27 protein-coding genes and 1 pseudogene are annotated in these 25,179 nt (G+C 61.1%); 21 read left to right on the top strand and 7 right to left on the bottom strand.

The genetic code is table 11. The annotated features are described in order from the left end of the window. Positions 1-193: 193 nt before the first annotated feature. Together EOA16_RS15060 and fixJ are read left to right on the top strand one after the other, a co-directional pair. The gene (locus EOA16_RS15060; RefSeq protein ID WP_127259100.1) at positions 194-1,750 is read left to right on the top strand and encodes a PAS domain S-box protein; all 1,557 of its coding nucleotides are present in this window, start codon (positions 194-196) and stop codon (positions 1,748-1,750) included. Next, positions 1,737-2,351, top strand: coding sequence for a response regulator FixJ (gene fixJ / locus EOA16_RS15055; RefSeq protein ID WP_127259098.1), 615 nt, complete (start codon positions 1,737-1,739; stop codon positions 2,349-2,351). Before EOA16_RS15060 ends, fixJ begins: the two co-directional genes overlap by 14 nt. On the opposite strand, the gene EOA16_RS15050 is transcribed toward fixJ, so the two are convergent. Then, positions 2,348-2,620: a hypothetical protein gene (locus tag EOA16_RS15050; RefSeq protein ID WP_348630319.1), complete on the bottom strand. Its 273-nt coding sequence runs from the start codon at positions 2,618-2,620 to the stop codon at positions 2,348-2,350. The two genes, fixJ and EOA16_RS15050, sit on opposite strands and share 4 nt — an antisense overlap. A 363-nt stretch (positions 2,621-2,983) precedes the next feature. Here EOA16_RS15050 and EOA16_RS15045 point away from each other — a divergent pair, with 363 nt between their 5' ends. Together EOA16_RS15045 and EOA16_RS15040 are read left to right on the top strand one after the other, a co-directional pair. After that, positions 2,984-3,223 (top strand): lipoyl domain-containing protein, encoded by a 240-nt coding sequence (locus EOA16_RS15045; protein ID WP_127259096.1) that lies wholly within the window; start codon positions 2,984-2,986, stop codon positions 3,221-3,223. 69 nt (positions 3,224-3,292) lie between these two features. After that, a complete protein-coding gene (locus tag EOA16_RS15040) occupies positions 3,293-3,679 on the top strand; it encodes a translational machinery protein (RefSeq protein WP_127259094.1) in 387 nt (128 codons plus the stop codon). Between the two features lie 106 nt (positions 3,680-3,785). Here EOA16_RS15040 and EOA16_RS15035 read toward each other — a convergent pair whose 3' ends face one another. Together EOA16_RS15035 and EOA16_RS15030 are read right to left on the bottom strand one after the other, a co-directional pair. Beyond that, complete coding sequence (locus EOA16_RS15035; protein WP_245455947.1) at positions 3,786-4,061, bottom strand: cytochrome c; 276 nt, start codon at positions 4,059-4,061, stop codon at positions 3,786-3,788. Positions 4,062-4,152: 91 nt separating this feature from the next. Beyond that, positions 4,153-4,536: a phasin family protein gene (locus tag EOA16_RS15030; RefSeq protein WP_127259091.1), complete on the bottom strand. Its 384-nt coding sequence runs from the start codon at positions 4,534-4,536 to the stop codon at positions 4,153-4,155. A 201-nt stretch (positions 4,537-4,737) separates the two neighbouring features. Between EOA16_RS15030 and EOA16_RS15025 the strand changes: the two genes are divergently transcribed. From EOA16_RS15025 to EOA16_RS15005, 5 genes and pseudogenes are all read left to right on the top strand, one after another. After that, positions 4,738-5,562, top strand: coding sequence for a universal stress protein (locus EOA16_RS15025; protein ID WP_127259090.1), 825 nt, complete (start codon positions 4,738-4,740; stop codon positions 5,560-5,562). Positions 5,563-5,698: 136 nt separating this feature from the next. Continuing rightward, a pseudogene (hemA, locus tag EOA16_RS15020) lies at positions 5,699-6,967 on the top strand (5-aminolevulinate synthase); the annotation flags it as partial. Positions 6,968-7,101: 134 nt separating this feature from the next. Continuing rightward, complete coding sequence (locus EOA16_RS15015; protein WP_127259088.1) at positions 7,102-7,536, top strand: DUF2267 domain-containing protein; 435 nt, start codon at positions 7,102-7,104, stop codon at positions 7,534-7,536. 3 nt (positions 7,537-7,539) lie between these two features. Further along, on the top strand, positions 7,540-8,226 hold the full coding sequence (locus EOA16_RS15010) for a phosphoribosyltransferase (RefSeq protein ID WP_127259086.1): 687 nt from the start codon (positions 7,540-7,542) through the stop codon (positions 8,224-8,226). 19 nt (positions 8,227-8,245) lie between these two features. Continuing rightward, a complete protein-coding gene (locus tag EOA16_RS15005) occupies positions 8,246-8,692 on the top strand; it encodes a pyridoxamine 5'-phosphate oxidase family protein (protein WP_127259084.1) in 447 nt (148 codons plus the stop codon). Positions 8,693-8,774: 82 nt separating this feature from the next. On the opposite strand, the gene EOA16_RS15000 is transcribed toward EOA16_RS15005, so the two are convergent. Then, the gene (locus tag EOA16_RS15000) at positions 8,775-9,611 is read right to left on the bottom strand and encodes a universal stress protein (protein WP_127259083.1); all 837 of its coding nucleotides are present in this window, start codon (positions 9,609-9,611) and stop codon (positions 8,775-8,777) included. A gap of 175 nt (positions 9,612-9,786) precedes the next feature. Here EOA16_RS15000 and EOA16_RS14995 point away from each other — a divergent pair, with 175 nt between their 5' ends. Together EOA16_RS14995 and EOA16_RS14990 are read left to right on the top strand one after the other, a co-directional pair. After that, on the top strand, positions 9,787-10,185 hold the full coding sequence (locus tag EOA16_RS14995) for a c-type cytochrome (protein WP_127259081.1): 399 nt from the start codon (positions 9,787-9,789) through the stop codon (positions 10,183-10,185). A gap of 49 nt (positions 10,186-10,234) precedes the next feature. Beyond that, a complete protein-coding gene (locus EOA16_RS14990; RefSeq protein WP_127259079.1) occupies positions 10,235-11,788 on the top strand; it encodes a bifunctional aminoglycoside phosphotransferase/ATP-binding protein in 1,554 nt (517 codons plus the stop codon). A gap of 20 nt (positions 11,789-11,808) precedes the next feature. Here the strand turns inward: EOA16_RS14990 and EOA16_RS14985 are convergent, their stop codons facing one another. Beyond that, a complete protein-coding gene (locus EOA16_RS14985; RefSeq protein WP_127259078.1) occupies positions 11,809-14,490 on the bottom strand; it encodes a bifunctional acetate--CoA ligase family protein/GNAT family N-acetyltransferase in 2,682 nt (893 codons plus the stop codon). A 166-nt stretch (positions 14,491-14,656) separates the two neighbouring features. Between EOA16_RS14985 and EOA16_RS14980 the strand changes: the two genes are divergently transcribed. The 5 genes from EOA16_RS14980 to EOA16_RS14960 all read left to right on the top strand — a co-directional run bounded on the left by EOA16_RS14980 (position 14,657) and on the right by EOA16_RS14960 (position 19,349). After that, a complete protein-coding gene (locus tag EOA16_RS14980; protein ID WP_127259200.1) occupies positions 14,657-16,510 on the top strand; it encodes a heavy metal translocating P-type ATPase in 1,854 nt (617 codons plus the stop codon). A gap of 28 nt (positions 16,511-16,538) precedes the next feature. Beyond that, a complete protein-coding gene (gene trxC / locus EOA16_RS14975) occupies positions 16,539-16,988 on the top strand; it encodes a thioredoxin TrxC (RefSeq protein WP_127259076.1) in 450 nt (149 codons plus the stop codon). Positions 16,989-17,001: 13 nt separating this feature from the next. Further along, positions 17,002-18,252 carry an MgtC/SapB family protein gene (locus tag EOA16_RS14970; RefSeq protein ID WP_127259074.1) on the top strand — a complete coding sequence of 417 codons (1,251 nt, stop codon included), beginning with the start codon at positions 17,002-17,004 and terminating at the stop codon, positions 18,250-18,252. A gap of 87 nt (positions 18,253-18,339) precedes the next feature. After that, complete coding sequence (locus EOA16_RS14965) at positions 18,340-18,726, top strand: hypothetical protein (protein WP_127259073.1); 387 nt, start codon at positions 18,340-18,342, stop codon at positions 18,724-18,726. Positions 18,727-18,758: 32 nt separating this feature from the next. After that, complete coding sequence (locus EOA16_RS14960) at positions 18,759-19,349, top strand: NAD(P)H-dependent oxidoreductase (protein ID WP_127259071.1); 591 nt, start codon at positions 18,759-18,761, stop codon at positions 19,347-19,349. A 166-nt stretch (positions 19,350-19,515) separates the two neighbouring features. Here EOA16_RS14960 and EOA16_RS14955 read toward each other — a convergent pair whose 3' ends face one another. Next, positions 19,516-20,013, bottom strand: a complete 498-nt coding sequence (locus EOA16_RS14955) for a plastocyanin/azurin family copper-binding protein (protein WP_127259070.1) — start codon at positions 20,011-20,013, stop codon at positions 19,516-19,518. A 254-nt stretch (positions 20,014-20,267) separates the two neighbouring features. Between EOA16_RS14955 and EOA16_RS14950 the strand changes: the two genes are divergently transcribed. From EOA16_RS14950 to EOA16_RS14940, 3 genes are all read left to right on the top strand, one after another. After that, positions 20,268-20,546, top strand: coding sequence for a PepSY domain-containing protein (locus tag EOA16_RS14950; protein WP_127259068.1), 279 nt, complete (start codon positions 20,268-20,270; stop codon positions 20,544-20,546). A gap of 43 nt (positions 20,547-20,589) precedes the next feature. Further along, complete coding sequence (locus EOA16_RS14945) at positions 20,590-21,120, top strand: cytochrome b/b6 domain-containing protein (protein ID WP_127259199.1); 531 nt, start codon at positions 20,590-20,592, stop codon at positions 21,118-21,120. A 277-nt stretch (positions 21,121-21,397) separates the two neighbouring features. Next, positions 21,398-21,967: a cytochrome b gene (locus tag EOA16_RS14940; RefSeq protein ID WP_127259067.1), complete on the top strand. Its 570-nt coding sequence runs from the start codon at positions 21,398-21,400 to the stop codon at positions 21,965-21,967. Positions 21,968-22,143: 176 nt separating this feature from the next. On the opposite strand, the gene EOA16_RS14935 is transcribed toward EOA16_RS14940, so the two are convergent. Continuing rightward, a complete protein-coding gene (locus EOA16_RS14935; protein ID WP_245455931.1) occupies positions 22,144-22,275 on the bottom strand; it encodes a sulfocyanin-like copper-binding protein in 132 nt (43 codons plus the stop codon). 207 nt (positions 22,276-22,482) lie between these two features. Here EOA16_RS14935 and arcD point away from each other — a divergent pair, with 207 nt between their 5' ends. Beyond that, the gene (gene arcD, locus EOA16_RS14930) at positions 22,483-23,949 is read left to right on the top strand and encodes an arginine-ornithine antiporter (protein ID WP_127259065.1); all 1,467 of its coding nucleotides are present in this window, start codon (positions 22,483-22,485) and stop codon (positions 23,947-23,949) included. 13 nt (positions 23,950-23,962) lie between these two features. Then, complete coding sequence (locus EOA16_RS14925) at positions 23,963-25,177, top strand: arginine deiminase (RefSeq protein ID WP_127259198.1); 1,215 nt, start codon at positions 23,963-23,965, stop codon at positions 25,175-25,177. Positions 25,178-25,179: the final 2 nt, after the last annotated feature.

Raw genomic sequence — 25,179 nt, 5'->3', positions numbered from 1 at the left:
TGCCTTTCGCTGAAACGGCGCTATGCGTGAGGGATCGCATGCGCCAGCGCCCGGTGCCTTGACGCGCGTCAAAGACCCGCCAGTTGCGCCGACAACTGAATCTCTTGCGATACGTCGTCTCGATCTGTTTTGCCTGTGCGACGAGAAGTGATAGTTAGCCCGGGTAGCACCGTCTCGAACGCAGGAATTTCAGGTGATCAAAGACGAAGCGCTCAGCTTGTCGCCCGGTGGGACGACACTGAAAGCCCTCTTGTCGCGGATGTTCGATCAGGCTCCGGGCTTTATCGCGCTCATGCGCGAGCCGGGTCACGTTTTCGAATTGACCAATGCCGCCTACCAGCGATTGATTGGCCACAGGCACGTGATTGGAAAGTCAGTAAGGGACGCCTTTCCCGAGCTCGAAGGGAATGAATTTTTCGAACATCTGGACCACGTGTACACGACCGGCGAGCCCTACATCGGCCACGGGGTGAAGGTTGGCCTTCGCAACAAAGCCGACGGGCCGGTCGAGGAGCGCATCCTTGATTTTGTCTATCAGCCGGTCAAGGCCGACGATGGCCGTATCACCGCGATCTTCGTTGAAGGCACGGATGTCAGTGACCTGTCCTTTGCAAACGCAGCACTTCGGCTGCGTGAGGACCATTTGCGGTCGATCCTGGCAACAGTGCCGGACGCGATGGTCGTCATCGACGAACAGGGTGGGATTCAATCCTTCAGCACCGCTGCCGAAACGCTGTTCGGCTATCAGTCAAGCGAAGTCATAGGTCAAAACGTGAAAATGCTGATGCCCTCGCCCTACCGCGACGAGCATGATGCCTATCTGCTTCGCTACCTGACGACAGGAGAGCGCCGGATCATCGGGCTCGGCCGGACGGTTACCGGCGCGCGCAAGGATGGCACGACTTTCCCGATGGAGCTTTCCGTCGGCGAGATGCATCCGGGAACCGGACGCTTCTTTACCGGCTTCTGCCGCGACCTGACCGAACGCCACCGGGCGGAGGCAAGAATCCAGGAGCAGCAGCAGGAGCTCCTCCACATGGCGCGCTTTACAGCACTTGGCGAAATGGCTTCAACGCTTGCCCATGAGATCAACCAGCCACTGACTGCGATTACGAACTACCTCAAAGGCAGTCGTCGGCTGCTTGAGAAGAGCCAGGACGAGAATGCGCCTATGCTTCGGGATGCGGTCGAAAAGGCAGCTGAGCAGGCCTTGCGGGCAGGCGACGTCATCCGTCACCTGAGGGATTTTGTAGCCAGGGGCGAAAGCGAGCGCCAGGTCGAACGGCTGCCGATGCTGATCGAGGAAGCCGCATCGCTGGCCTTGGTCGGCGCGCGGGAGATAAACCTTCTCGTCAGCTACAAGCTTGACCCTGCCGCCGAACTGGTCTTGACCGATCGCATCCAGATTCAGCAGGTTCTGCTCAACCTGATGCGCAACGCGGTGGAGGCCATGCAGGACGCGCCGCGCCGCGAATTGAAAGTCACAACCATTGCCCGGGATGATGGGATGGCCGAGGTAAGCGTGATCGATACAGGCCCGGGTCTCGCGCCGGAGGTCTCGGCCCAGCTCTTCCAGCCGTTTGTAACGACCAAGAAGCAAGGCATGGGTGTCGGCCTTTCCATTTGCCGCACCATCGTTGAATCGCACGGTGGCCATATATGGGCCGAGGTCATGCCGGCCGGCGGAACCGCTTTCCGCTTCACCTTGCGCATCGTAGAGAAGGAAGAGATCACAAATGGCCGACAGTGATCTGGTGCACGTGGTCGACGACGATGTCGACGTCCGCAAATCGCTCGGTTTTCTTCTGGCGACAGCAGACTTCGCCGTACGCCTGCACGAATCGGCCACCGCTTTTCTCTCAACGGCGACTGGCCATCTCGACGGCTGCATCGTCACCGACGTGCGCATGCCGGGCATAGACGGCATCGAGTTCCTGCGCCAGCTCAGAGGGGGCGGACATACAATTCCGGTTATTGTCATGACGGGCCATGCCGACGTAGCGCTTGCCGTTCAGGCCATGAAGGAAGGCGCTGCCGATTTCATCGAGAAGCCGTTCGACGACGAAATTCTGATCGAGGCGATCCGCTCCGCGCTGGCCAACCGGAACCAGGCGAACGCGGCGCATCCCCAGTCTGCGGATATCCGCGCGCGTCTGTCGACCTTGTCAGAACGCGAGCGGCAGGTGCTGGATGGACTTGTTTCGGGCCTGCCGAACAAGACGATTGCCTACGATCTTGGGATCAGCCCGCGCACGGTCGAAATCCACCGGGCCAATGTCATGAGCAAAATGGGCGCAAGCAGCCTGTCACATCTCGTGCGCATGGCGCTGATCGTGGAATCCCGACCCTAGGGAGAACCTTCAAAAGGGTTGCCAGTGCTGGCCTGAACCTTCTCCTCTTCCCACTCGCGCCAGTGGGTCGGACGGATGTCGACACGGGCGCCGGTGGCGGCATTTTTCCAACCTTCGCGGCTCTTTATGCAGGGAAATACCAGCGCATGCGCCCCCTCCTCGTCGAAGACGGCGAGTTCGAGATGGCGACCATAAGGTGCGCTTAGGATAGGGTTCCACATCGCATCAAAATCTTCGCAAACGATGCGTTGCGCATTGATCTGCATCATTTTCTGGAATCGCCGAAACAGCACACGCGTTGCCGGGCGTCGGGCTGCCGTGGCTAACAGTTCTTGCGGTAGACGCCATATCGGCATCGGTGCCGATCACATGCACGGCGCGGGCAACCCAATTGATTGCGAACGCAGCGCCAATGTCTGATCGGACGCTCATCGCGACGGCTGCCTTTCTCTGTAATGCTTCATGACCTCACTCCGTCGACGGCCGGCCATCCTTAGGACAGCTGCCGCATCAGAAATTGATCGCCGTCAAACGCCGCGCGATTGCAGCACCCTGCGTCGTGCGCCGATTGATCGGGATCAAGGACCGTGCTGCGCGAGCGCATATCATTCGCCGGCATAGGGAGAATTGCGATGCACTATATCAAGGTCGATGAAGCCCTGTGGGCGTCCAGCATGTTGCCGGAGGGCATCCTGGAGCGCTGGTTCATTACGAGCGGTGACACAATCAAGGCCGGAGAGCGAATAGCCGAAGTTCGCGTTGAAGACGCGCTGCACGAGATTGTCGCGCCGGCAGGTGGCCGCGCGACGATTGTCGCCATTGCGAATACCGTCATCGAGCCCGGCTCGATCCTGGCGACGCTGGAGTCTTAGCCCGCGTGAGGACGTCTCGTCGGGTTGATTGCGCTCATTCCTCAACTATAGCCTCAAGGATGTATCAATATGCAGACCCAACATGCCGTTGCCTGGCTGGACCATCGCGAAGCCAAGGTGTTTTTCTTCAATCGTGAATCGGCCGAGAGCCTTAGGCTTGCCACCACGCTTGCGCATCATCAGACCCACAACAAGGCAGGCACCGTCGACGGCAAGCGTGCACCGGAAAACCAGTCCTTCTACCAGGACATCGTCGCGGCGCTGCAGCCGGCGAAAGAATGGCTGATCGTGGGGCCAGGATCAGCAAAAGACGAGTTGGCAAAGCATATACGCGACCACCATGCCCACTTGAAGGATCACATCATCGGCGTCGAACCTGCTGATCATCCCACCGAGGCCCAGATCGTGGCGCATGCTCGGTCGTTCTTCCGTGCAGCTGACAGGATGTTGCCCTAGCTTGGTACGAGCCGGTTTGCTGGCGCGTTAACAGCCACCAGATCGATAGCCTCCATTGTGCAATGGAGGCGTCAGGTTCGGTGGGCTGCCGCGTCCACAGCCCCGATCACGGTTGCTGCAAGGTGCTGATGTAAGCGATAATTGCGTTGATCTGGTCGGGGCTGGCGATCCACTCAGGCATGTCTGGATGGCCAGTCGAAATCCCCTCAGCGAGGGCCTCCTCGAGATCGGTGATCGGATATCGCTTTGACAAGGTGCGGAACGCCGGAGCGTCAGGATGCCTGCTCTTGTCGGTTTTTCCAATGGCGTGGCAGCGGGCGCAATTGACTTCCACCAACGCCTTTCCGTGATCAGTTAAGCTATCGGCCAGGGCTGGATTCATATGTCCGAATAGCATCAGTGCAAGGACGGAAGCCGGCAGACGACGACGCCTGCAAAAGTTGGTCATGTTTGCCGACCTCCGCATTGCCGATCTACGCGACTGTCTTCGCCGCTGCGTCCTCGATCGCGGTTCTGGCTTCCTCGCGAACCCGCTTGGCCGTTTCCGAAGCAACCCTGGAGGTCAGTGTCGCGACCTTACCGGCTTCGCTGACATATTGCGATGTCGCATTCTGCAGGAAAGCAGCAAAGATGTCGAAAGCGTCATTGAACTCCGGACCGGTGATGAGATCGTCGGCCAGCTTGACGTCCTGTTCGCAACGATGCTTCAGAAATGCCAGCGTTTCGACGTTGTAGCGCATCATCGCCTTGAAGGCGTGCACTTGAAGAGACGCGGCAGCAAGGAAGAACTTCTGGCCATTTCCCGCAATCGGCAACAATTGTGTGCCGAATGAGGATGGTTCGGGCTGGGTGTGCATTATCGGCTACTCCGTTCTGAATCTCCACAGTGCGACGTTGACGCCATTCGTCGTCATGTCCTTGATCAGGATCAACCCTATGGCCTTGCGGACTGTACGAGCGTGCCGGCATCAACCGGTTTCGTTGCGCGTTTGACCCGCATCAAGGTGCCTCCCTCCATTTGATGGCCAAGTCGCGTCAACCGCAGATGGAATGACGCGATGGCTTTCAAGACGATCATGGTTCAACTGGACGCGGACGCGATCGCCGCGCCACGCATCGCGATGGCATGGGATCTTGCTCAACGGCTCGAGGCCGACCTGATTGGCTTCTGCGCCGCCGAGCCGCATTTTGTCCTGCCGACCGGCACTGATGACCAGGCCGCGACCAAGGCGTTGTGGTGTCAGGTGGAGGAGATAGAAGGTCGCCTCGACTGCCTGAGAGAGGAATTCCTGAGCATCGTCAAAGGCAGCAACCGTGCCTCGTGGCGCGGAGAGATAGGCAATCCCACGCGCCAACTTGCACTCAATGCGCGTGCCGCCGACTTGATCCTCATTGGCTCGCCTTCGGCCGATCTGGTGGTCGACCGTCATCGTATGCTGGATCCGGCAAGTCTCATCCTCGCGGCCGGCCGTCCGATACTCGTGGCATCCGACCCATTGGCACCGATCAAGGCCGAAAGCATCCTGATTGCGTGGAATGATACCCGGGAAGCGCGACGTGCCGTCATCGACGCTATGCCTTTCCTGATCACCGCCAGGGATGTCGTGATCGCCACCGTAGACAATGGGAATACTGGGCCCAGGGGAAATGTGGCGGATGTCGAACTCTATCTGACGCGCCACGGGGTGAAGGCGCGGTCGGAAATCTTGGATGCGCGCCGCTCCGAACCGGCGGAAATCCTCCTGCAGATCGGACAGGATATTGCGGCCGATCTCATTGTTCTCGGTGGCTACGGTCATAGCCGGGTACTGGAGAGGACCTTTGGCGGCGTGACGCGTTCTGTGCTGCGCAGCGGATCATTGCATCGCTTCATATCGAACTGAGGAAGGAGCCTCGGAGTCGTGATTTTGACATGAATCAAGGTCGTCCGTTCCCTCAAAGGGTTACGTCCAACCCCTTGCCAAGTACGGTGTAGCCGATGCCCGCAGCGCAACGGCGAGCACACAAGGAAATTCGGATATGAACTATCAGCGGTTCTTCGAGGAAGCGATCGACCAGCTCCACGCGGAGCGTCGCTATCGTGTCTTCGCCGACCTCGAGCGCCTTGCAGGCAAGTTTCCGCGCGCCATCTGGCGTTCCAATGGCCGTGCCGAGGAAATCACCGTCTGGTGCTCCAACGATTATCTCGGCATGGGCCAGCACCCTGATGTCATCGCCGCGTTCCAGAATGCGGCCGGCAAAATGGGTTGGGGCGCCGGCGGCACCCGCAACATTTCCGGCACCAGCAATCCGCTGGTCGAACTCGAAGTGGAACTGGCCGACCTGCACGACAAGGAAGCAGCTCTTGTCTTCACCTCCGGCTTCGTCTCCAACGAAGCGTCGATCTCGACCATTGCGCGGCTGTTGCCTAACTGCCTGATCATCTCGGACGAGTTGAACCACGCTTCGATGATCGAGGGCGTGCGGCGCTCGGGCGCCGAAAAGAAGATCTTCCGCCACAATGACGTCGCGCACCTGGAAAGCCTGTTGCAAGCGGCGGGCCGCGAGCGCGCCAAGCTGATCGTGTTCGAGAGCGTCTATTCGATGGATGGCGACATCGCGCCGATCCGGCAGATCGTCGAACTCGCTGAGCGCTACAACGCCATGACCTATATCGACGAGGTCCATGCCGTCGGCATGTACGGCCCGCGCGGCGGCGGTATCACCGAGCGCGAGGGGCTGGCCGACCGCATCGACATCATCGAAGGCACGCTCGCCAAGGCATTCGGCACGCTCGGCGGCTACATCGCCGGCAACAGCGCCATCATCGACGCCGTGCGCTCCTATGCGCCGGGCTTCATCTTCACCACAGCGCTGCCACCGGCCATTGCCGCTGCCGCCACCACCTCGATCCGCCATCTGAAGCGCTCGCAGGCCGAACGCGACGCGCAGCAGCGCCAGGCGACGCGGACCAAGGAGGTCCTCAGCGCCGCCGGCCTGCCGGTGATGGAGTCGCCCACCCATATCGTGCCGCTGCTGGTCGGCGATCCCGAGCTTTGCAAGATGGCCAGCGACCGCCTGCTCGGCGTGCACGGCATCTACATCCAGCCAATCAACTATCCGACCGTGCCGCGCGGCACCGAGCGGCTACGCATCACGCCGACGCCGTTCCACACCGATCAGCTGATCGCGGGACTGCAGGACGCGCTGGTCGAGACATGGGACGCGCTGGGCATTCCCTACGGTTCGGCAGGCCGGCCCGCTGTCGCCAAGAGCGACCGGATCATTCCGCTGCTGATGCAGAAATCGGCGGCTGAGGTCGCGCCAGCGCCATCACGGCCGACGTCCAATGCCCGGCGAGACAATTCCCGCAATTTGATCCGGCTCAAGGCTCGCAGGCGCCCGATGCGCCAGAATAGAGTAGATCATTGAGGACGACCGTCATGAGCCATATTTCTCACACTTCCTTTGCTGACTTCACGCATGCCTCAAAACAGGCACAACTGTGGGTGAGAGAGCTCGCTGCGGACCTTTGCTGGAGCGAACCTAGCGCGTGCCGACTTCTTAGGTCCGTTCTGCACACAATCCGGGACTGGTTGCCGGAATCGGAGATGGCCGATCTTTCGGCCCAGCTTCCCGTTCTGATTCGCGGCATGTACTTCGAAGGTTGGAACCCGGCCGGACCTGGTGGTGAACGCAAGAAACGCGATTTCGTTCTCAGTGTCAGACATTGTTTTGGCTATGACGATGACGTCGATTTCGATGTCGCGATCAGTGCTGTGTTTAATCTTCTCGACCGTCACATTTCGCATGGTGAGATCGCGCAGGTCAGAAACTCGATGAAGAAGTCGCTGCGAAAACTGTGGCCGGTGGATTGATCGATGTTCAGTGACCGGGAAGACGCTGGAGTGAAGCTTGGCCTGGAATTGAGCAGGCTTCAACTGCATCGGCCCGTCGTACTGGCATTGCCACGTGGCGGCGTGCCCGTCGCAGTGGAAGTGGCCAAAGCCCTCAACGCTCCTCTTGACCTGCTTATCGTCCGCAAGGTCGGCGCCCCGGGCAATCCCGAGTTGGCTGTTGCCGCGATCGTCGATGGCGACCCTGGGGAGGTCGTGCTGAACCGTGAAATTGTCGAGACCTATGGCCTCAACGACGACGCCTTACGTGTCTTGATTGCAAATGAGCGTCCCGAACTCGAACGCCGGCGCGTTGCCTATCGAGGTAAGAATAAACCGATGTCGATCGCGGGAAGGATCGCGATCATCGTCGATGACGGGGCCGCAACCGGTACGACCATGAAAATCGCGATCCGCGCCCTCAAGCGCCGGTCACCGAGGGAAATCGTCGTGGCAGTTCCCGTTTCACCGCAAGAGACAGTCGCCGCGCTGGAACAGGAAGCGGATCGTGTGGTCTGCCTTAGTCAGCCAGGACAGTTCCGGGCCTTGGGCCACCATTATCTGCGGTTCCCGCAGCTCTCCGACAGCGACGTTGTCTCCGCTATGGACGAGGCTGCCCAGCTGTACAAAACTGGCCAGCGGCAGGTTTCCGGCCTGAATCAAAAGCCGTGAAGAACAGGAGATCGCACTGATGCAAATCCGCACGCTTTCTGCTTTGGAATGTACCAAATTGCTGACGGCCAATCGCGTGGGCCGCCTGGCATGCGCGAAGGATGGGCAACCCTATGTCGTGCCCTTCTACTACGCCCATTCGGACGCTCATCTTTACGCGTTTTCGATGCCGGGCAAAAAGATCGAATGGATGCGCGCCAATCCGTTGGTGTCCGTCCAGGTCGATGAACATGGCCAGGGGCGAGGATGGAAAAGTGTCGTTGCCGACGGCCGATACGAAGAGTTGCCGGATCGAATTGGCCACAAGCTTGAGCGGGATCATGCTTGGTCGGTCTTGAGCAAGCACTCCGACTGGTGGGAGCCTGGCGCACTCAAGCCGGTCGCTCCTCCTACAACCGACAGCGCACCCCACGTTTTCTTCCGGATCCTGATCGAGCAGGTGTCCGGACGAGAAGCAAGCGAGTAGTCGCCCCATCAAGTCTTGCGAGACATGAAATGAAAGGGCCGGCGCAATCTGCACCGGCGCTTTTTTCTTTACCGTTGAATTGCTATCGCGCCATCAAGACCGGCAGCGATTGACCCGCAAGCATCGACTTGGTGACCCCGCCGAAAATTCGCTCGCGCAACCGGGAATGACCGTAGGCCCCCATCACTATCAACTCTGCAGCAACGTCGCCGGCATGCTGGCGAAGCACATCGGCAACCGAATGGTTCGCGCTCGGCAGCCGGTCGACCGTAACCTTCACGCCATGCCGGGCAAGATAGGCCGAGGCATCGGCTCCGGGTTCCGCGCCGTGATGGAACTCGTCCTCGATCGGGTCGACAATTACGAGGTGAACCTCTTCGGCACCTTTCAGCATATCGAGCGACTCGCGGACGGCGCGCGATGACTCGAGGCGGGCGTCCCAAGCAACGAGGATGCGTTTCGGCTTCAGCGTTGGCCGCGCACCCTCGGGAACGAGCAAGATCGGCTTTCCCGATGAAAACAGCGTGCCCACGATGACTTTGTCCTTCAGCGTGTGGCTTGCCAGCAGATCTGGTCCGAGAATTGTCAGATCCGCGTAGCGGGCACGCCTTCCGATAACGTCGTCCGCCCATCCCATGTCGGGATAGTCGTCGCTTAGATCGGCCGATACGGCGGTCTGGGAGAGAAAGCCAGCGACGTCGGAAATTCGTTTCTCGAGCCTTTTCAGTTCGGCCTGGCGTTCCTCCAGCCAGGCCGGTGAGACGACAGCGGCATACTCGCCGCCAGAGGGCGGTGCGGCCAGCTCGAGAACGAGCACGGAGAGATGGGCGCCAACCTGTTCGCACAGCGAGGCGGCTAGCTTTAGATCACCTTCACCTTGGTTCGGCCCGGTAACCGTAAGCAGTGTTCTGAAAGTCACGGCGGCAACTCCTGATTTCGATTGAAGGGTCAGTCGTGGTTTCAGTGATTAGCAAGGGCGCTCGATGCCTTCATTGCGCTGAATCAAACACCGTGACCGCCGCGGCATTTGATCCGCATCAACGCACTGCCAAAGCAAGGCCTTAGATTTCAGCCGAACAATCGGGGAAACACACATGAGATTCCTGATCACAGTGGCTCTGGCAGCATTGGCCTTCAATACGGCGGACGCCCAGGAACTCGGCGATGGCAAGGCCGAATACATGAACTCATGCGCCGTCTGCCATGGTCCCGAAGGCAAGGGCGATGGCCCGTTGGGCGACGAGCTGTTGAAGCGGCCGAGTGACCTGACACGCCTCTCCAGGCGCAATGGCGGAGAATTCCCTTACTGGCGCGTTTATGCCGTGATCGACGGTCGCGCCATGGTGCCGGCGCATGGCGAGCGCGACATGCCAGTGTGGGGCAGCCAATTCCTGCCTGCCGACGTGAAGAAATATGGCCCGAACGCAGGCGAAATCGTCACCAGGGAACGCATCCATGAGTTGGCAGGTTATGTCCAGACATTGCAGCAATGAGCGCAGATCGCGGAAACGAATTTCCCAAGACACACCGGGAAGGCCGGCCATGATCGTCGACGACCAGCAAGCCGCTGCCGCGTTTCTGCTTGATCCTGCTACCCATGGCGCGATTGGGCCCGTCGAGGCGATCGAGACTCACATTTCGCGTATTTTCCTTGTTGGCCAACGCGCCTACAAGATGAAGCGGGCGGTCAAGCTGCCTTATGTCGATTTCTCGACGGCGGCACAGAGGCTGGCCGCATGCGAGAATGAGGTAGAACTCAACTCGAAAACCGCTCCCGGCCTCTATCTGAGGGTGCGTCGCATCACGCGGGAAGCCGACGACAGATTGGCTCTTGACGGCACCGGCCAAATGCTCGACGCGGCGATCGAGATGATCCGCTTCGACCAGTCGAAGCTTCTCGATCGAATGGCAACCGCGGGAGAATTGACGCCAGCGCTGATGACCGCCGTCGCACGGATGATGGTTGGATATCATCGCGCAGCGCCGGAGGTCCACAACGGCACCGGCTCGTTCAATTTGATGGGCGTGCTCGACATCAACGAGGCCGGCTTTGGCACCAGCAATGTTTTTACGAAACGGGAGATCGAGACCTTTGCCGGGGCCTTCCGCACCGCGCTTGCCCGTCATTCCGGATTGCTAGACCGCCGGGAGGCCGCGGGCAAGATCCGCCGGTGCCATGGCGATCTGCACCTGCGCAACATCTGCCTTCTCGATGGCGAGCCTCGCCTCTTCGACTGCATCGAATTCAATGACCAGATCGCCAGCATCGATGTTCTGTACGACCTTGCCTTCTTGTTGATGGACCTCTGGCATCGCGGCCTCCCCCAGTTCGCCAATCTCGTGATGAACCGCTATCTCGACGAGGCCGACGATGAAGACGGTTTCATCCTACTGCCCTTCTTCATGGCCGTGCGGGCTGCCGTGCGCGCCCATGTGACCGCGACACAGGTCGAGGAAGGCAGTGCCGACGGCGACAAGCTGATTGCCGAGGCGAGATCCTATTTCGAACTGGCCCTGACATTTCTCCAGGAAACAGAGCCGCGGCTCGTTGCCATCGGCGGCCTCAGTGGTTCCGGCAAGACGACCATTGCCGAGGCGCTCGCTGCCTATGTTGGAGCGCCGCCCGGCGCACGCATTGTCGAAAGCGACCGCATCCGCAAGGCGATGCACGGCGTGCCCGCCGAGACCAGGCTGCCGGACAAGGCCTATCGACCTGAGATGTCCGAACGGGTCTACAACGAAATCGCATGGCGCGCCGGCCTGATCCTCTCCGAGGGGGGCTGGGTTGTCGCTGATGCGGTTTTCGATAGACCGGCCGATCGTGACCGGATTGAAAAGGCAGCGCGCGACCGAGGTATCGCATTCTCCGGCTTCTGGCTGGAGGCGGATCCACTCGTCCTTTGGCAGCGGGTCAATGAACGCAAGGGCGGCCCCTCGGACGCCACGGTCGATATCCTGTCGCGTCAATTGCAGCGCAATGCCAGCCAGGCCAGTTGGCGCAGGACCGACTCCGATCGACAGGTCGTCGACATTGTTGCCGAATTGAGGAGATCTTGCGCGCACGGCGCTTCGGAGATCCTGCGCACAGCGTCCTGACCGGGTGCGGACGATCGGTCTCAACTGAGTTTGAGCTTGGCCTCGACAAGGCCGGGGTCGTTCGGAAGATGCGTGATCGAGAAGCCAAACTCGCGGCACATGGCCAGCATCTTGCTGTTTTCGCTCAGCACGATGCCTTCGATGCGGCGGATCCCATCCGCTCTTGCATAGTCGACGATCTGCCTGAGCAATTCCCAGCCCAGACCATGACCCTGCAGATCAGTGCGCACCAGCAAGGCGTATTCGGCGACGGCGTGGTCCGGATCGCAAGACAGGCGGCTGATGCCGCCCAGCGCGCCGGAGCTTGTCTCCAGGGCGACGAAAGCCATGTTGCGATCGTAGTCGAGTTGAGTGAGCCGCTTCAACATCTGGTAGGAGAAGCTCTTGCGCGGCGACAGAAAACGCAGGCGCAGATCATCAGGCGAAATCCTGGCAAGGAATTCGGGATAGAGCGCGATGTCGGCCGGCTTGATCGGCCGGATATGATAGCCAGCGCTGCCTGCCGAAAACTCCTTCTCCCAACCCGAGGGATAGGGCCTGATCGCAAGCGCCGGGTTTGGCCCTAGCTCCTCCACGCTTCCCGGCTCGATCTCGATGCGGGCGTCGAGTGCAATCACGCCGTCGGCATCGGCTAGCAGCGGATTGATGTCCATCGAAACGAGGCACGGAAAGTCGACGATCATCTGCGAGAGCCCGTTGAGCGCCGCGACGATTGCCCCTCGATTTGCCGGTTTGCGATCGCGGAACCCTGCGAGCAGGCGGCCGATCCGCGTTTGCCCGATCAGGTCACCGGCAAGAACGTCGTCGAGCGGTGGCAAGGCGATCGCTGTGTCGTCCATCACCTCGACGGAGACGCCGCCGGCTCCAAACAGGATGGCCGGCCCGAAGATCGGATCCCGGCTCATGCCGAGGATCAGTTCCTGCGCCTGTTTTCGCGTCACCATCGGCTGAACGGCATAGCCTTCAATATCGGCTTGCGGTGCGTGTTTGCGCACGCGCGCTTCGATTGCGCGTGCCGCCTCCCCGGCAGCGGCGGCGTCGGAAATGCCAAGCACCACCCCGCCAATGTCCGACTTGTGCGAGATCGCCTTGGACAGCAGCTTGACGACGATCTGTTCAGACGTCTTGAGGAGCCGGCCGGCCGCTGCTTCGGCTTCGGCGGGAGATCTGGCGACGATCGTCTCGGGCACCGGGATGCCGTAGGCGGAAATCGCTGCCTTGGCTTCGGGCTCTGTCAGCATTCGCCGCCCGTCCTTCGCGACCTGACTGAATATGGCAAGCACAGCCTCCCGATCGCTCGTCACGTCCTCGCTGCTGCTTGAGGGCGTGCGCATCAATGCCCGCTGGGCACGCGACCATTCGCTCAGGTAGGAGACTGCCGTTGCAGCATCAGCGGGCGTTTCGAAACTGGCAATGCCGGCATCTTGAAGGATTTGCCGCCCGGCGCGCGCCGTGTGTTCCCCGAGCCAGCAGGTCAGGACCGGTTTGCCGGCGATCATCCCGTCCCTTGTGAGTTCCGCCACCGCGCTTGCCGCGGCAAGCGGCGAGCCCAGACCCGTTGGACAATTCATCACCAGGACGACGTCCGTTCCGAGGTCGGCCGCTACAGCTTCGACGGCGGCCTTGTAGCGCTCCGGCGGGGCATCGCCGATGATGTCGACCGGATTGGCGTGCGACCATGTTGGAGGCAATACAGCATTCAGGCGTTCGATGGTGGCGGGTGATAGCGCGGCCAGTTCCCCTTGGCAGTCCATGAGCTGATCGATAGCCAATACCCCTGCCCCGCCGCCATTGGTGACGATGCCGACGCGGGCTCGTTTGAGCGGAGGGAAGCGGGCGATCGTTTCAGCGGCATCAAACAGCTCTGTCAGGCCTTTGACGCGCAGGATTCCTGCGCGCAGCAATGCCGCATCGACGACACGATCGGCACCCGATAGCGCGCCGGTGTGGGTCGCGGCCGCTTTGGCCGATTGCTCGTGTCGGCCCGCCTTGATCGCGATCACTGGCTTGATGCGTGCCGCCGCACGGGCGGCCGAGATGAATTTGCGTGGATTGGGAATTGCTTCGAGGTACATCACGATGGCGCGCGTCTGGGCATCGCCCGCCAGCATGTCGAGACAATCCCCGACGTCGACATCAGCCATGTCGCCGAGCGAGACGATCTGCGAGAAGCCGACATTATTGTCCGCCGCCCAGTCGATCAGCGATGTGGCAATGGCGCCGGATTGCGACAAAAGCGCGATGTTGCCAGGCTTGGCGGCCATATGCGCAAATCCGGCATTGAGTTTGATGGGCGGGATCATCAGTCCGACTGTATTCGGGCCGATGATCCGGAAAAGGGTGGGCCTGGCGGCGTCAAGCATCGCCTGGCGCAGGCCGTTTTCGCGTGTCAGCCCTGCAGTGATGACCACGGCCGCTCGCGTACCCTTGTCACTGAGGTCGCGCACGATGCCGGGAACAGTCTCTGGCGGCGTAACGATAACACCAAGCTCTGGAATACCTGGAAGATCGGCCGCTTTGGCATAGCAGCGTCGCCCAGCCACCTGCGAATATTTCGGGTTGACCGGCCAGACCGTGCCCTCGAAGCCGCCGCTGACGATGTTGTCGAAGACGACACGGCCGACGGAGCCGTCGCGCACCGACGCTCCGAAGACCGCAACCGACTTCGGCGCGAACGCATGTTCGAGATTCCGAATCGTCACCCCTGGTGCCTCCTATTCGTGGCGATCATCGCCGGTCGATCTTGCCCGTTCGTTGCGGTGGATCAAAGCGTTCGCCGCTTATCGCGATTAGCTGTTCCCCGACTTCGACGCGCTCCGTCAGCGCTGGCGATAATTGGCGAGCATCGATCAAATCGGAAGGCATCGCATGAACGAGTCCACCCTGCGACGCGCATTGCTGATAATCGCCATTCTGGGCCTCGCCGTTGGAATCGGCGTCTGGCGAACCGGGCTCGGCCCCCTTGAAGCCGACACGATCTGGACCGTGGCGACCTTGCCCGTGGTGGCGGCCCTTGCCATCTCCATTCTGCGTGACTTCTGGATCGGCCGCTTCGGTGTCGATGCGATTGCGCTGGTGTCGATGTCCGCTGCGCTGCTGCTCGGACAACCCCTGGCGGCCGTGGTGGTTGCGATCATGTATGCCGGCGGCACGGTGCTTGAGGATTTCGCGCGCGGCCGCGCGGAACGCAACCTCAAGGCATTGACCGACCGGTCACCGCGTGTCGCCCATCGAACGTCAAAGCTGGGGACCGAGACCATCTCCGTTGAAGACGTTGCCGTGGGCGACGAGCTTCTTGTCCGGGCCGGCGAACTGCTTCCCGTCGATGGCATCCTGCTTGATGATTCCGCCTCTCTCGACGAGTCCGCGGTGAGCGGAGAACCGCTGCCGGAACGGCGGACAGCGGGCGATATGCTGCGCAGCGGCACCATCAATGCGGGGGAGACCTTCAGCATGCAGGCTTCTGCCTTGGCAGAGCAGAGCACCTATGCCGCGATCGTACGCATGGTGGCTGCAGCGCAGACGGCGAAATCCCCGTTCATCCGCATGGCCGACCGCTTTGCCCTGTTCCTGCTGCCAGCCACTTTGCTGGTCTCAGGTGCCGCCTGGTACATCTCCGGCGATCCGATCCGGGCGCTGGCCGTGCTGGTCGTCGCGACACCTTGCCCGCTCATCCTTGCGGCACCGGTTGCCTTTATCGGCGGCGTGTCCCGCGCCGCGCGTGCCGGCATCCTTATGAAGGGCAGTGCGGCTCTGGAGGCGCTTGCGCAAGTCCGAACCGCGATCTTCGACAAAACGGGGACCTTGACCATTGGCGGCGCCGAGCTCATCGAGATCGAAGCAGCACCCGGCCGCAACGCCGACCATCTGCTGCAACTTCTGGCATCCTTGGAACAGGCTTCGCACCATGTGCTCGCAGATTCTATCATCCGGGCTGGGCGTGGCAAGCAGCTCATGCTTTCGCACCCGCATGATGTCTACGAGACCCGCGGTGCTGGCCTGAAAGGTCGGGTCGAAAACATGTCGATCGCGGCAGGTTCTCGGGCTCTTGTGCTGGCCGGCAAACCGCTGCCCAGATGGGCGAAAGGCGGTGAGGACCGATACCGGGACGAGCCAGTGCTGAGGGTTTTCGTTACACTCGGCAAACGTCTTGCCGGCATCTTCACCTTCGGCGATGCGCTGCGTCCTGATGCACACGACACGCTCGCCAATCTGCGCTCGGCTGGCATCACGCGCATGGTCATGCTGACAGGTGATGATGGCGCAGCAGCCAAGCGTATTTCTTCCAAGCTGGATCTGGATGTCATCGTCGCCGATGCCATTCCTGCGGATAAAGTGGCGACGGTAGAAGCCGAGAAAGCAATCGCTCCAACAATGATGGTCGGCGATGGCATCAACGATGCACCCGCCCTTGCCGCCGCTACGGTTGGCGTCGCCATGGGGGCGCGTGGTGCGACAGCATCTTCCGAAGCGGCGGATGTCATTGTTCTCGCCGACCGCCTGGAGCCTGTTGCCGCGGCGGTACGGATTGCCCGACGTACGCGCGCGATTGCCCTGCAAAGTATCATCGCCGGGCTGGCACTGTCGGGGGTGGCAATGATCGCGGCGGCCTTGGGACAGATTACCCCCGTTGCCGGAGCGCTGCTTCAGGAAGGGATTGACGTGGCGGTCATCCTGAACGCGTTGCGCACCCTTGGCGATGGACATCTGTGGCGCGCATAGTGGACGACAGCAAAATCGGTGAATGGCCATGGCACAGCAGTATCTGGTGGTTTGCAGCAAATGCGGTGGGATCAATCGCCTGCCGCCGGCCCGCAATGCCATGGAGGCGAAATGCGGAAAGTGCGGGACCATGCTGTTTTCGGGCCACCCGCAAGACGTCGACGCCGCGACCTTCGATCGTCAGATCGTGCGCGGCAGCCTGCCCGTTGTCGTCGACATCTGGGCACCCTGGTGCAGCCCCTGCAAGATGATGGCCCCGGCGTACGAGGCGGCTGCCAACGAGCTGGAGCCTCGTGTTCGCCTGATCAAACTCAACTCCGACAATGAGCAGGCTGTTGCGGCAAGGCTCGACATTCGCAGCATCCCGACGATGGTCCTCTTCCATGGCGGGCGCGAGATTGCACGCACATCCGGCGTAATGACGGCCGGCCAGATCGTCAGGTGGGTTCGCGACCGCCTGCCGACGGTCGCCGCCTGAAGTCGCCGCGCCAATGGATCCGCTCATCGCCCGACTTGGGCTCGCCCTGGCAATAGGTCTGCTCGTCGGTTTGGAGCGTGGCTGGCAAGAAAGGGATGCACCCGATCGCAGCCGCACGGCCGGCATTCGGACATTCGGCATATCCGGCCTACTCGGCGGTGTTCTCGCCGCCTTGGCCAACGCGCTCGGCGCGGTATCCGTGCTGGTGGGCGGATTCATTGCCTTTGCGGCAATTTTCGCCTGGTACAAGGCGCGTGAGGCTGCCCATGATGAGGATTTCAGCGTCACGAGCGTGATCGCTGGCCTTGGCGTTTTCGCGCTTGGCGCGCTTTCCGTCGCCGGCGATTATCGCGCGGCTGCTGCCGGTGGCACGGCATTGGCGGCAATCCTGGCCAGCCGAGAGGTCCTGCACGGTCTTTTGAAGCGACTGACCTGGATCGAACTCCGTTCGGCGCTGATCCTGGCGGTGATGACGGCAATCGTCTTGCCCTTGCTGCCAAACCGGACGATGGACCCGTGGGGCGGTTTCAATCCCTGGGAAATCTGGTTCCTAACGGTGCTGATGGCCTCGATATCATTCGCCGGCTATGTAGCTGTTCGCATCCTGGGAAATACGCGTGGTCTGCTGGTCAGTTCGCTCGCCGGTGCGGTCGTCTCTTCCACCGCCGTGACCTTGGCGCTTGCCCGCGACGCCGCCTCGGCAAGCAATCCATTGCCACTCGCCGGGGCGGCATCGCTGGCTGCAATGGTCTCGTTGCTTCGGGTCTGCGCCGTGGTCTTGATCGTCGAGCCAAGCGTGTTCGCTTCGGTCGGCATACCGGCGATTGCCGCTGCGCTCGCCTTCGCTTCCTGCGGAGCATTGCTGCTGGCCCGCGACAGCGGGGGTGGCGAAAGTAGCGGTATCGCGCGCAATCCATTCGAACTGGGCCGGTTGCTGCTCTTCGCCTTGCTCTTTGCGATTGTCGCAAGCGCGAGCGCTGGATTGGCAGCTCAATTCGGCGGCCGTGGCTTGCAGGTAACCTCGGCGCTGGCAGGCACGTTCGATGTCGATGTCTCGGTGCTCAGTGCCTTGCGGCTGGTCAAGCAGTCGGTCCCCGTCGAGACTATCGGGCAGGCAGTGCTGGGAGCGCTGGCGGCAAATGCGATCGGTCGCCTGCTGCTCGCAATCTCCACTGGTCCGTTCCGATTCTGGTTGCCGCTGGCCGGCGCAACCCTCGCCGCCGCGACCGCGGGCACCTGCGCCATGTTGTTGCTCAGCCCTTGATTGAAACGGATTCTTGAGCCTTCCTTGATGCGGATCAAGGGCCAGGGTCTGCGACCGCTCTATGGAACTCCTTGAAAGGAGTTCGCCATGACAAATTTGAAAGACCTCACCCCGAAATTCCGACATGTTCGGCTGCTGCTTGCCCGCGAGAAAGGCCATCCGGAAGGTGACCGCGAGGAGGGCTACGACGTGCTCGCTCCGTTGACCGGCGAAGGCCGAATCGATGCGGAAGAGTGGAAATCGCATAGGGCCTCCTGCCGGGTTCGCCGATTTCGCACCGGCGAGGAAGATTTGATCGGCAGGCTGAGACGCAAGCCCCGGGGCCAGTGGTTTTTCGACTACGCGGAAGGCGATCGTGACGACGAGATTGGCTTCCATCTCGGCGACGAACGGTTCGTGACCGGTGAATATGTATCGATCGAGCGCAATGGCGCCATGCACACCTATCAGGTAGCAAGGGTCGAGCGTCCCTAACGCTGCAACGCCAGGCTCCCCCGGGGCACACCATGTCGCGACGCATCCTCATCGTCGTCGGTCACCCCGACCCGTCCCCTGACCGGCTCTGCCGTGGTCTTGCGAAGGCCTATGGGGAGGCCGCGGAACAGTCGGGACATGTCGTCCGCCGGGTCGATCTGGCAGCAATCGAATTTCCGATTCTGCGAACGATGCAGGAGTTCGAACACGGTGCCGTTCCCGACGACCTGAAGGATGCAGCCGACGCGATCGTTTGGGCTGAGCACATCGTCTTTGTCTTTCCGCTGTGGCTCGGCACCATGCCGGCCATGCTCAAGGCATTTTTGGAGCAGGTGATGCGACCAGGAACGGCCTTTGCCTACCCAGAAAAGGGCGGCGGGTTCACCAAGACGCTGCTTCGCGGCCGCTCCGCGCGCGTCGTGGTGACCATGGGCATGCCTCCCGTTCTTTACCGGTTATGGTTCCTAGGACACGGCATCGCTGGCATGCGGCGAAGCATCCTCCATTTTGTCGGTATCAGACCGGTGCGGGAGACCCTGTTCGGGATGGTCGCGGGCGCCAGTGATGCGACGCGGGCGAAGTGGATCCGGCAAATGCGCAAGCTCGGCGAGCGAGCGCTTTAGCTGGCGATGCAGAAACCGGGACAGCGGTTCAAAGCCATCCTTTGCCGGCGCCGCAAACAAAGCCAGAGCCACCAGGCCTTATGCGGCGCCCAAACCGGCAAGACGGCGACCCAGGCAAGCTTGGGACGGTCGCAGGTTCCGGCCAAGAGGCTGCCTACTTTAGGGCCTATGGATCGACGGTAAATTCGGCCCACATGCCGGCTCCATAGTGGCCTGGCACGTTGCAGATAAGCAGGTACTTTCCAGCCTTCAGATCGACAGTCAACGAGCCTGATTTGCCGGGATCGAGCTCCGAAACCTCGCCCTTGTCGCCAGCCTTGTCTTCGTCGACCCGGTTCTCGGCGTCAAGGTAAGGAAGCGGTTTGCCAGGATTGGCAAGGTACATCACGATCATTTCGTGAACGGTGTCCTTGGAGTCATTTTTCACATTGAATGTGACCTCCCCAGCCTTTACCGCTCCGGGCAAAGCCCTCATGCCCATAGTCGCCTTGGTGATATCGAGTCCTGGCGCTGCATAGGCGAGCCCCATCGGCATCTCCGTACTCGCGCCCTTGTCCCACATCGAGATCTGGACAAGCGAAGCAGCGTGGACAGCGCCGGCACTGCCGGCCATGAGCATTGCGGCAGCAAGCCCGAGCGCTGCTCTTCTCGATATGGTTTTCATCGCGATCCTCTTTCAGGACGGCAGCAGAAGCGCTCTACATCCTGGCCGTGATCCTACTCGCGGTGTCACCCGCCGCCCTTGCGCCAGATCAAACCGGCCGGCGCGAGCGGCGACGCCGATCCAGCTGTCAGCCAGTTGTCAGGTTGAATTGGTTATGCCGCACCAATGACGGTCGTGTCGCCGTCTGACTGAAGCCGATCGAAATCCCACCCACAGGCGCAACATCCGCGCCCATTCTTCAAAATGGAGCCATCATGTACCGCACTCTTGTTCTAGCCGCCCTCGCGGGCTTGATTGCAGGGCCAGCACTCGCCGCCGGCGGCAGTTGCAGCACCGCCCCGAAATCACAGTTCAAGCCGAAAGCAACGCTCGAGACGCAATTGATCGGCGAAGGCCTCACCGTCCGCCAGATCAAGGTGGAGAAGGGCTGCTACGAAGTCTACGCGGTGGACAAGGCCGGCAAGAAGGTGAACCTGGCCTACAATGCCGAGACCCTTGAAAAGCTCGACAATGCCGAAGCCGGCGAAAACTGATCTGAGCGTTTCAGCAGCCGCGGACGCGCAGCTATCTCCGGAGATGGTGCGCGTCTGGGATCGGGTCGTGCGAAGTTTCCACTGGACGCTGGTGCTCAGCTTCGTCACGGCCTGGCTCACCTCCCATTCCGCGGAGAATATCCATCACTGGGCCGGATACGCCGCTGCCGGGCTGGTCGCGATGCGGCTCGTGTGGGGCGTTCTGGGCACGCCCTATGCGCGCTTCTCACAATTCGTGCGTGATCCGGCGACGGTGCTGCGCTATCTCTCGGCAATACTGAGCAGTCGCGAATCCCGCTATATCGGCCATAATCCGGCTGGTGGCGCGATGGTTATCGTGCTGATTGCGGCGATGGGTTCAACCGCGCTGACCGGCTGGCTGATGACGACGGATACTTATTTCGGCGTGGCGTGGGTCGAAGCGGCGCACAGCCTGGCTGCGCACGGCCTGCTGCTACTCGTCTTCCTCCACATTGGCGGCGTTGTGCTGGCAAGCTTCCGCCATCGCGAAAACCTGGTCCTAGCCATGATCACGGGGCGAAAACGCAAAGCCGAGCCCGCCGACATCACCTAACCCGCAAATGGAGTGATGTGGCTACAAGGTTCGCAGGGCATTGAGAGTTGAAAGATGGCTTCAATTGGGGGCCTTGCCCTCTTCTTGGGCTTGCCATGGGCATGTACCCAAGCTGCTTATCTGTCCAATCTATTGCCTTGGAATCCGCCATGAACACCAGCCAGATGGGCACACTCGCTGGAGAAAAACTTGAGTCGGGCGCGGCGACGCCCTCATTCGGAACCCGGCTTTGACAAGATCATGGCTGATTAGAGTTACCTCCAAACGGGATTGTCAGATGAACCCTACTTATTCAAGCTCCCAGAAGGCCATCCACTGGTCCGTGTTCGTGCTGGTCATCGGACTCTATGGGCTGACCTATGTCGCAGACATTTTTCCTCGGGGCGATCCCGGCCGCGATCTCGTCTGGTGGTTTCACATTTCGTTTGGCCTGGTTCTTTTTGCGCTTGTCGTCGTGCGCGTATGCCTGCGCTTGGTATGGGGCGCGCCGGAGCTGCCCATGGACGCGTCGGATCCGTTCATGGAAATGAAACAGATAGAGCGGTGGGCGGCTAAGGCCACCCATCTTCTGCTTTACGCACTGCTAGTGACCATCCCGGTTCTCGGCGTCCTCTTGACTTGGTACAGGGGCGACGCCTTAAGTTTCTTCGGTCTGTTCACCATACCGTCTCCATATCCACCGGATCGAGCCACGGCTGGATTCATCAGAGAATTGCATAGCCTCTGCGCCAATCTGATCCTCATCGTTGCAGGACTGCACGCGGCCGCCGCCCTTTTGCATCATTTCGTTCGCAAGGATGACGTACTCCGGCAGATGTTGCCCGAAAAAATGGGCTTGCGAAAGTGAGGCCGAAGGACTGCACGGGTCGAAGTGGGCAATATATGTACAAGCCCGGCGCGACCGAAACGAATTTAGCTAGGTCCATCTGGACGGCCAAGGATGCAGCCCTTGGCCCGTCACCAGGGCTTTAGCGTGACGAGCCGGAAGGCGGGAGACACCCCAGGCGCTTGAGGCTTCAGGGCTTATGGCTCGACGGTGAATTCGGCCCACATGCCGGCACCATAGTGGCCCGGCACGTTGCAGATAAGCAGGTATTTTCCAGCCTTCAGATCGACGGTTAATGTGCCTGATTTGTCGGGATCGAGCTCCGACACCTCGCCCTTGTCGCCGGCCTTGTCTTCGCCTCACGATGCGAATGCGGTGAGTGGATCGGACACATCCGACGTCGGTAAGCGAGTCTCTTTAACTTACGACCCGTGAACCGGGAACCCACCTTTTCTGGTTTGACCCGCATCAAAGCTGCCTGACCAATCTTCCTGTTCATTGCCTCCCATCAGAGCCTTCAAATTTGGGAGAGCATCATGACTACGGCTGATTTCAATATCCCTGTTCCGAAAGTAGCGACCGCGGCGCCAACGAGACTTCGACTGGGTTCCCTGACCGCATTGGTGATCGGTTCCATGGTCGGCTCCGGCGTGTTCAGCCTGCCGCAGAACATGGCAGCCGGTGCCGGTCCTCTCGCCATCCTGATTGGCTGGGCGATCACCGCGGTCGGCATGCTGGCACTGGTCTTCGTCTATCAATCGCTTGCGACCCGCAAACCCGAGCTCGATGCCGGACCCTACGCTTACGCCAAGGCCGGCTTCGGTCCCTTCATCGGCTTCAACAGCGCCTGGGGCTACTGGATCAGCGCCTGGGTCGGCAACGTCTCCTACGCGGTGATCGTGTTCAGCGCCCTGTCCTATTTCTTCCCGGCGTTCGGCGACGGAAACACCTGGCAGGCGGTGCTCGGCGCCTCGATCCTGCTATGGTTGATCCACGTCCTGGTTCTGACCGGCATCCGGCAGGCGGCGATCATAAACCTCGTTGTCACAGTGGCGAAGATCGCTCCAATCGCCCTGTTCGTCGGCGTTGTTGCCGTCGCCTTCAAACTACAAGTCTGGTCCCTTGACTTCACGGGCCTCGGCAATGCCAGTCTCGGCTCGATCACCGCACAGGTGAAAAGCACAATGCTTGTCACCCTGTGGGTGTTCATCGGCATCGAAGGCGCCAGCGTATTTTCCGGCCGGGCCGAGCGCCGTAAGGACATAGCCACGGCAACAGTTCTCGGCTTCTTCACTTGCCTCGCCCTCTACGCGCTGGTGTCACTGCTGTCGCTCGGCATCCTGAGCCAGCCTGAGCTCGCAGCGCTGAAGAACCCCTCGATGGCCGGCGTGCTGGCGGCCGTAGTCGGCCCCTGGGGCGCCATCCTGATCAACATCGCGCTTGTCGTGTCCGTGATCGGCGCCTTCCTGAGCTGGACGCTGCTTGCAGCTGAAATTCCACATGTCGCCGCCAAGGACGGAACGATGCCAAAATTTTTCGGCCGGGAAAGCGAGCGTGGCGTGCCGTCGACTTCGCTTTTGATTACCAACCTGCTGGTCCAGGCGTTCCTGGTGATCACGCTTTTCGCACAAAGCACCTATCAGGCGCTGTTCTACATCGCGTCGGCGGCGATCCTGGTGCCCTACATCTTTTCCGGAGCCTACGCGGCCAAGCTGGCGCTGACTGGAGAGAGCTACGAGAGCAATGAGCAGCGCGCCGGTCCGCTTTTCGCGGGATTGCTGGCAACGGTCTATGGGTTGTGGCTCGTGTACGCAGCGGGACCTGCATACCTGTTCATGTGCGCGATTCTCTACGCGCCCGGCATCATCTTCTACGTGTGGGCACGCCGCGAAACCGATCAGCGTGTGTTCCATCCTGCCGAAGCGGCACTCGCCGGAACCCTCATCGCTGTGGCCATCCTCGCCGTTTACGAGATGTGGACCGGCGCCATCAGCCCGCTGTGAGAGGATTGGCATGATGACAAGCCTGGGTGTCCATTCCGAGGTCGGCCGTCTGCGCGAGGTGATGGTCCATCGCCCGGACCTTAGCCTGCGCAGGCTGACGCCGGAGAACTGCAAGGCGCTGCTTTTCGACGATGTGCTGTGGGTCAAGCGCGCGCGTCAGGAGCACGATGTCTTCGTCGATGCGTTGCGTGAACGCGGCGTGCTTGTGCATTCCTTAGGGGAGCTCCTGGCTGAGACGATGAGCCTGAGCAAGGCCCGTCACTGGCTTCTCGACCGCCGGGTACATCCCAGCGTCGTCGGGCTCGACATGGTCGACGAGCTGCGCGGATGGCTCAACGAGATGCCATCCGAGCTGCTGGCGTCTTACCTCGTCGGGGGTATTGCTCGGGCCGAGCTTCCTTTTGAGCCCAAAGGCCTGACTGGAAGAACGCTGGCGCCCCAGGATTTTGTGCTGCCGCCGCTGCCGAACCAGCTCTTCACCCGCGACAGCTCCTGCTGGATCTACGGTTCGGTCTCGGTCAATTCCATGTACTGGCCCGCACGGCGCCCTGAAGCGGCCAATGTCGAAGCCGTCTACCGCTTCCATCCCCGCTTTCGCGACAGTGGTGTTCCTTTCGTGTCGCCAGACCTGGGAACAGGCACCAGCCTTGAAGGCGGCGATGTCATGCCGATCGGGGGTGGAACGGTCCTCGTCGGCATGGGGGAGCGCACCACGCCGCAAGCCGTGGGCGGCCTTGCGCGCAGCCTGTTCGCGGCTGGTGAAGCCACGCGTGTGATTGCCGCCCTGATGCCGCGTGACCGCAGTTTCATGCATCTCGATACCGTCTTCACCTTCTGCGATCGCGATCTGGTGACCATGTACCCGCCGGTGGTCGACCGGCTGCGCGCCTTCTCGCTGCGGCCGGGCGATGGAGAGGCAGCGGTCGAGGTCACCGATGAGACAAAGCCGTTCACGACGGTGGTCGCCGAGGCCCTTGGACTGAAGTCGCTGCGGATCATCGCCACTGGCGGCGACCGCTACGAGGCCGAGCGCGAGCAATGGGATGATGGCAACAATGTCGTTGCGGTCGAGCCCGGCGTGGTCATCGGCTACGACCGCAACGTCTACACCAACACACTTTTGCGCCGTGCCGGAATTGAAGTGATCACCGTCGAGGGCGCCGAGCTCAGCCGCGGCCGTGGCGGCGGTCACTGCATGACCTGTCCTATTGTCCGCGATCCGATTTGACC

Source organism: Mesorhizobium sp. M7A.F.Ca.US.008.03.1.1, assembly GCF_003997495.1.
In the GTDB taxonomy this organism is placed as follows: domain Bacteria; phylum Pseudomonadota; class Alphaproteobacteria; order Rhizobiales; family Rhizobiaceae; genus Mesorhizobium.
Note: the sequence above shows the minus strand (reverse complement) of the source record. Positions and strands in the feature narration are given on the sequence as shown.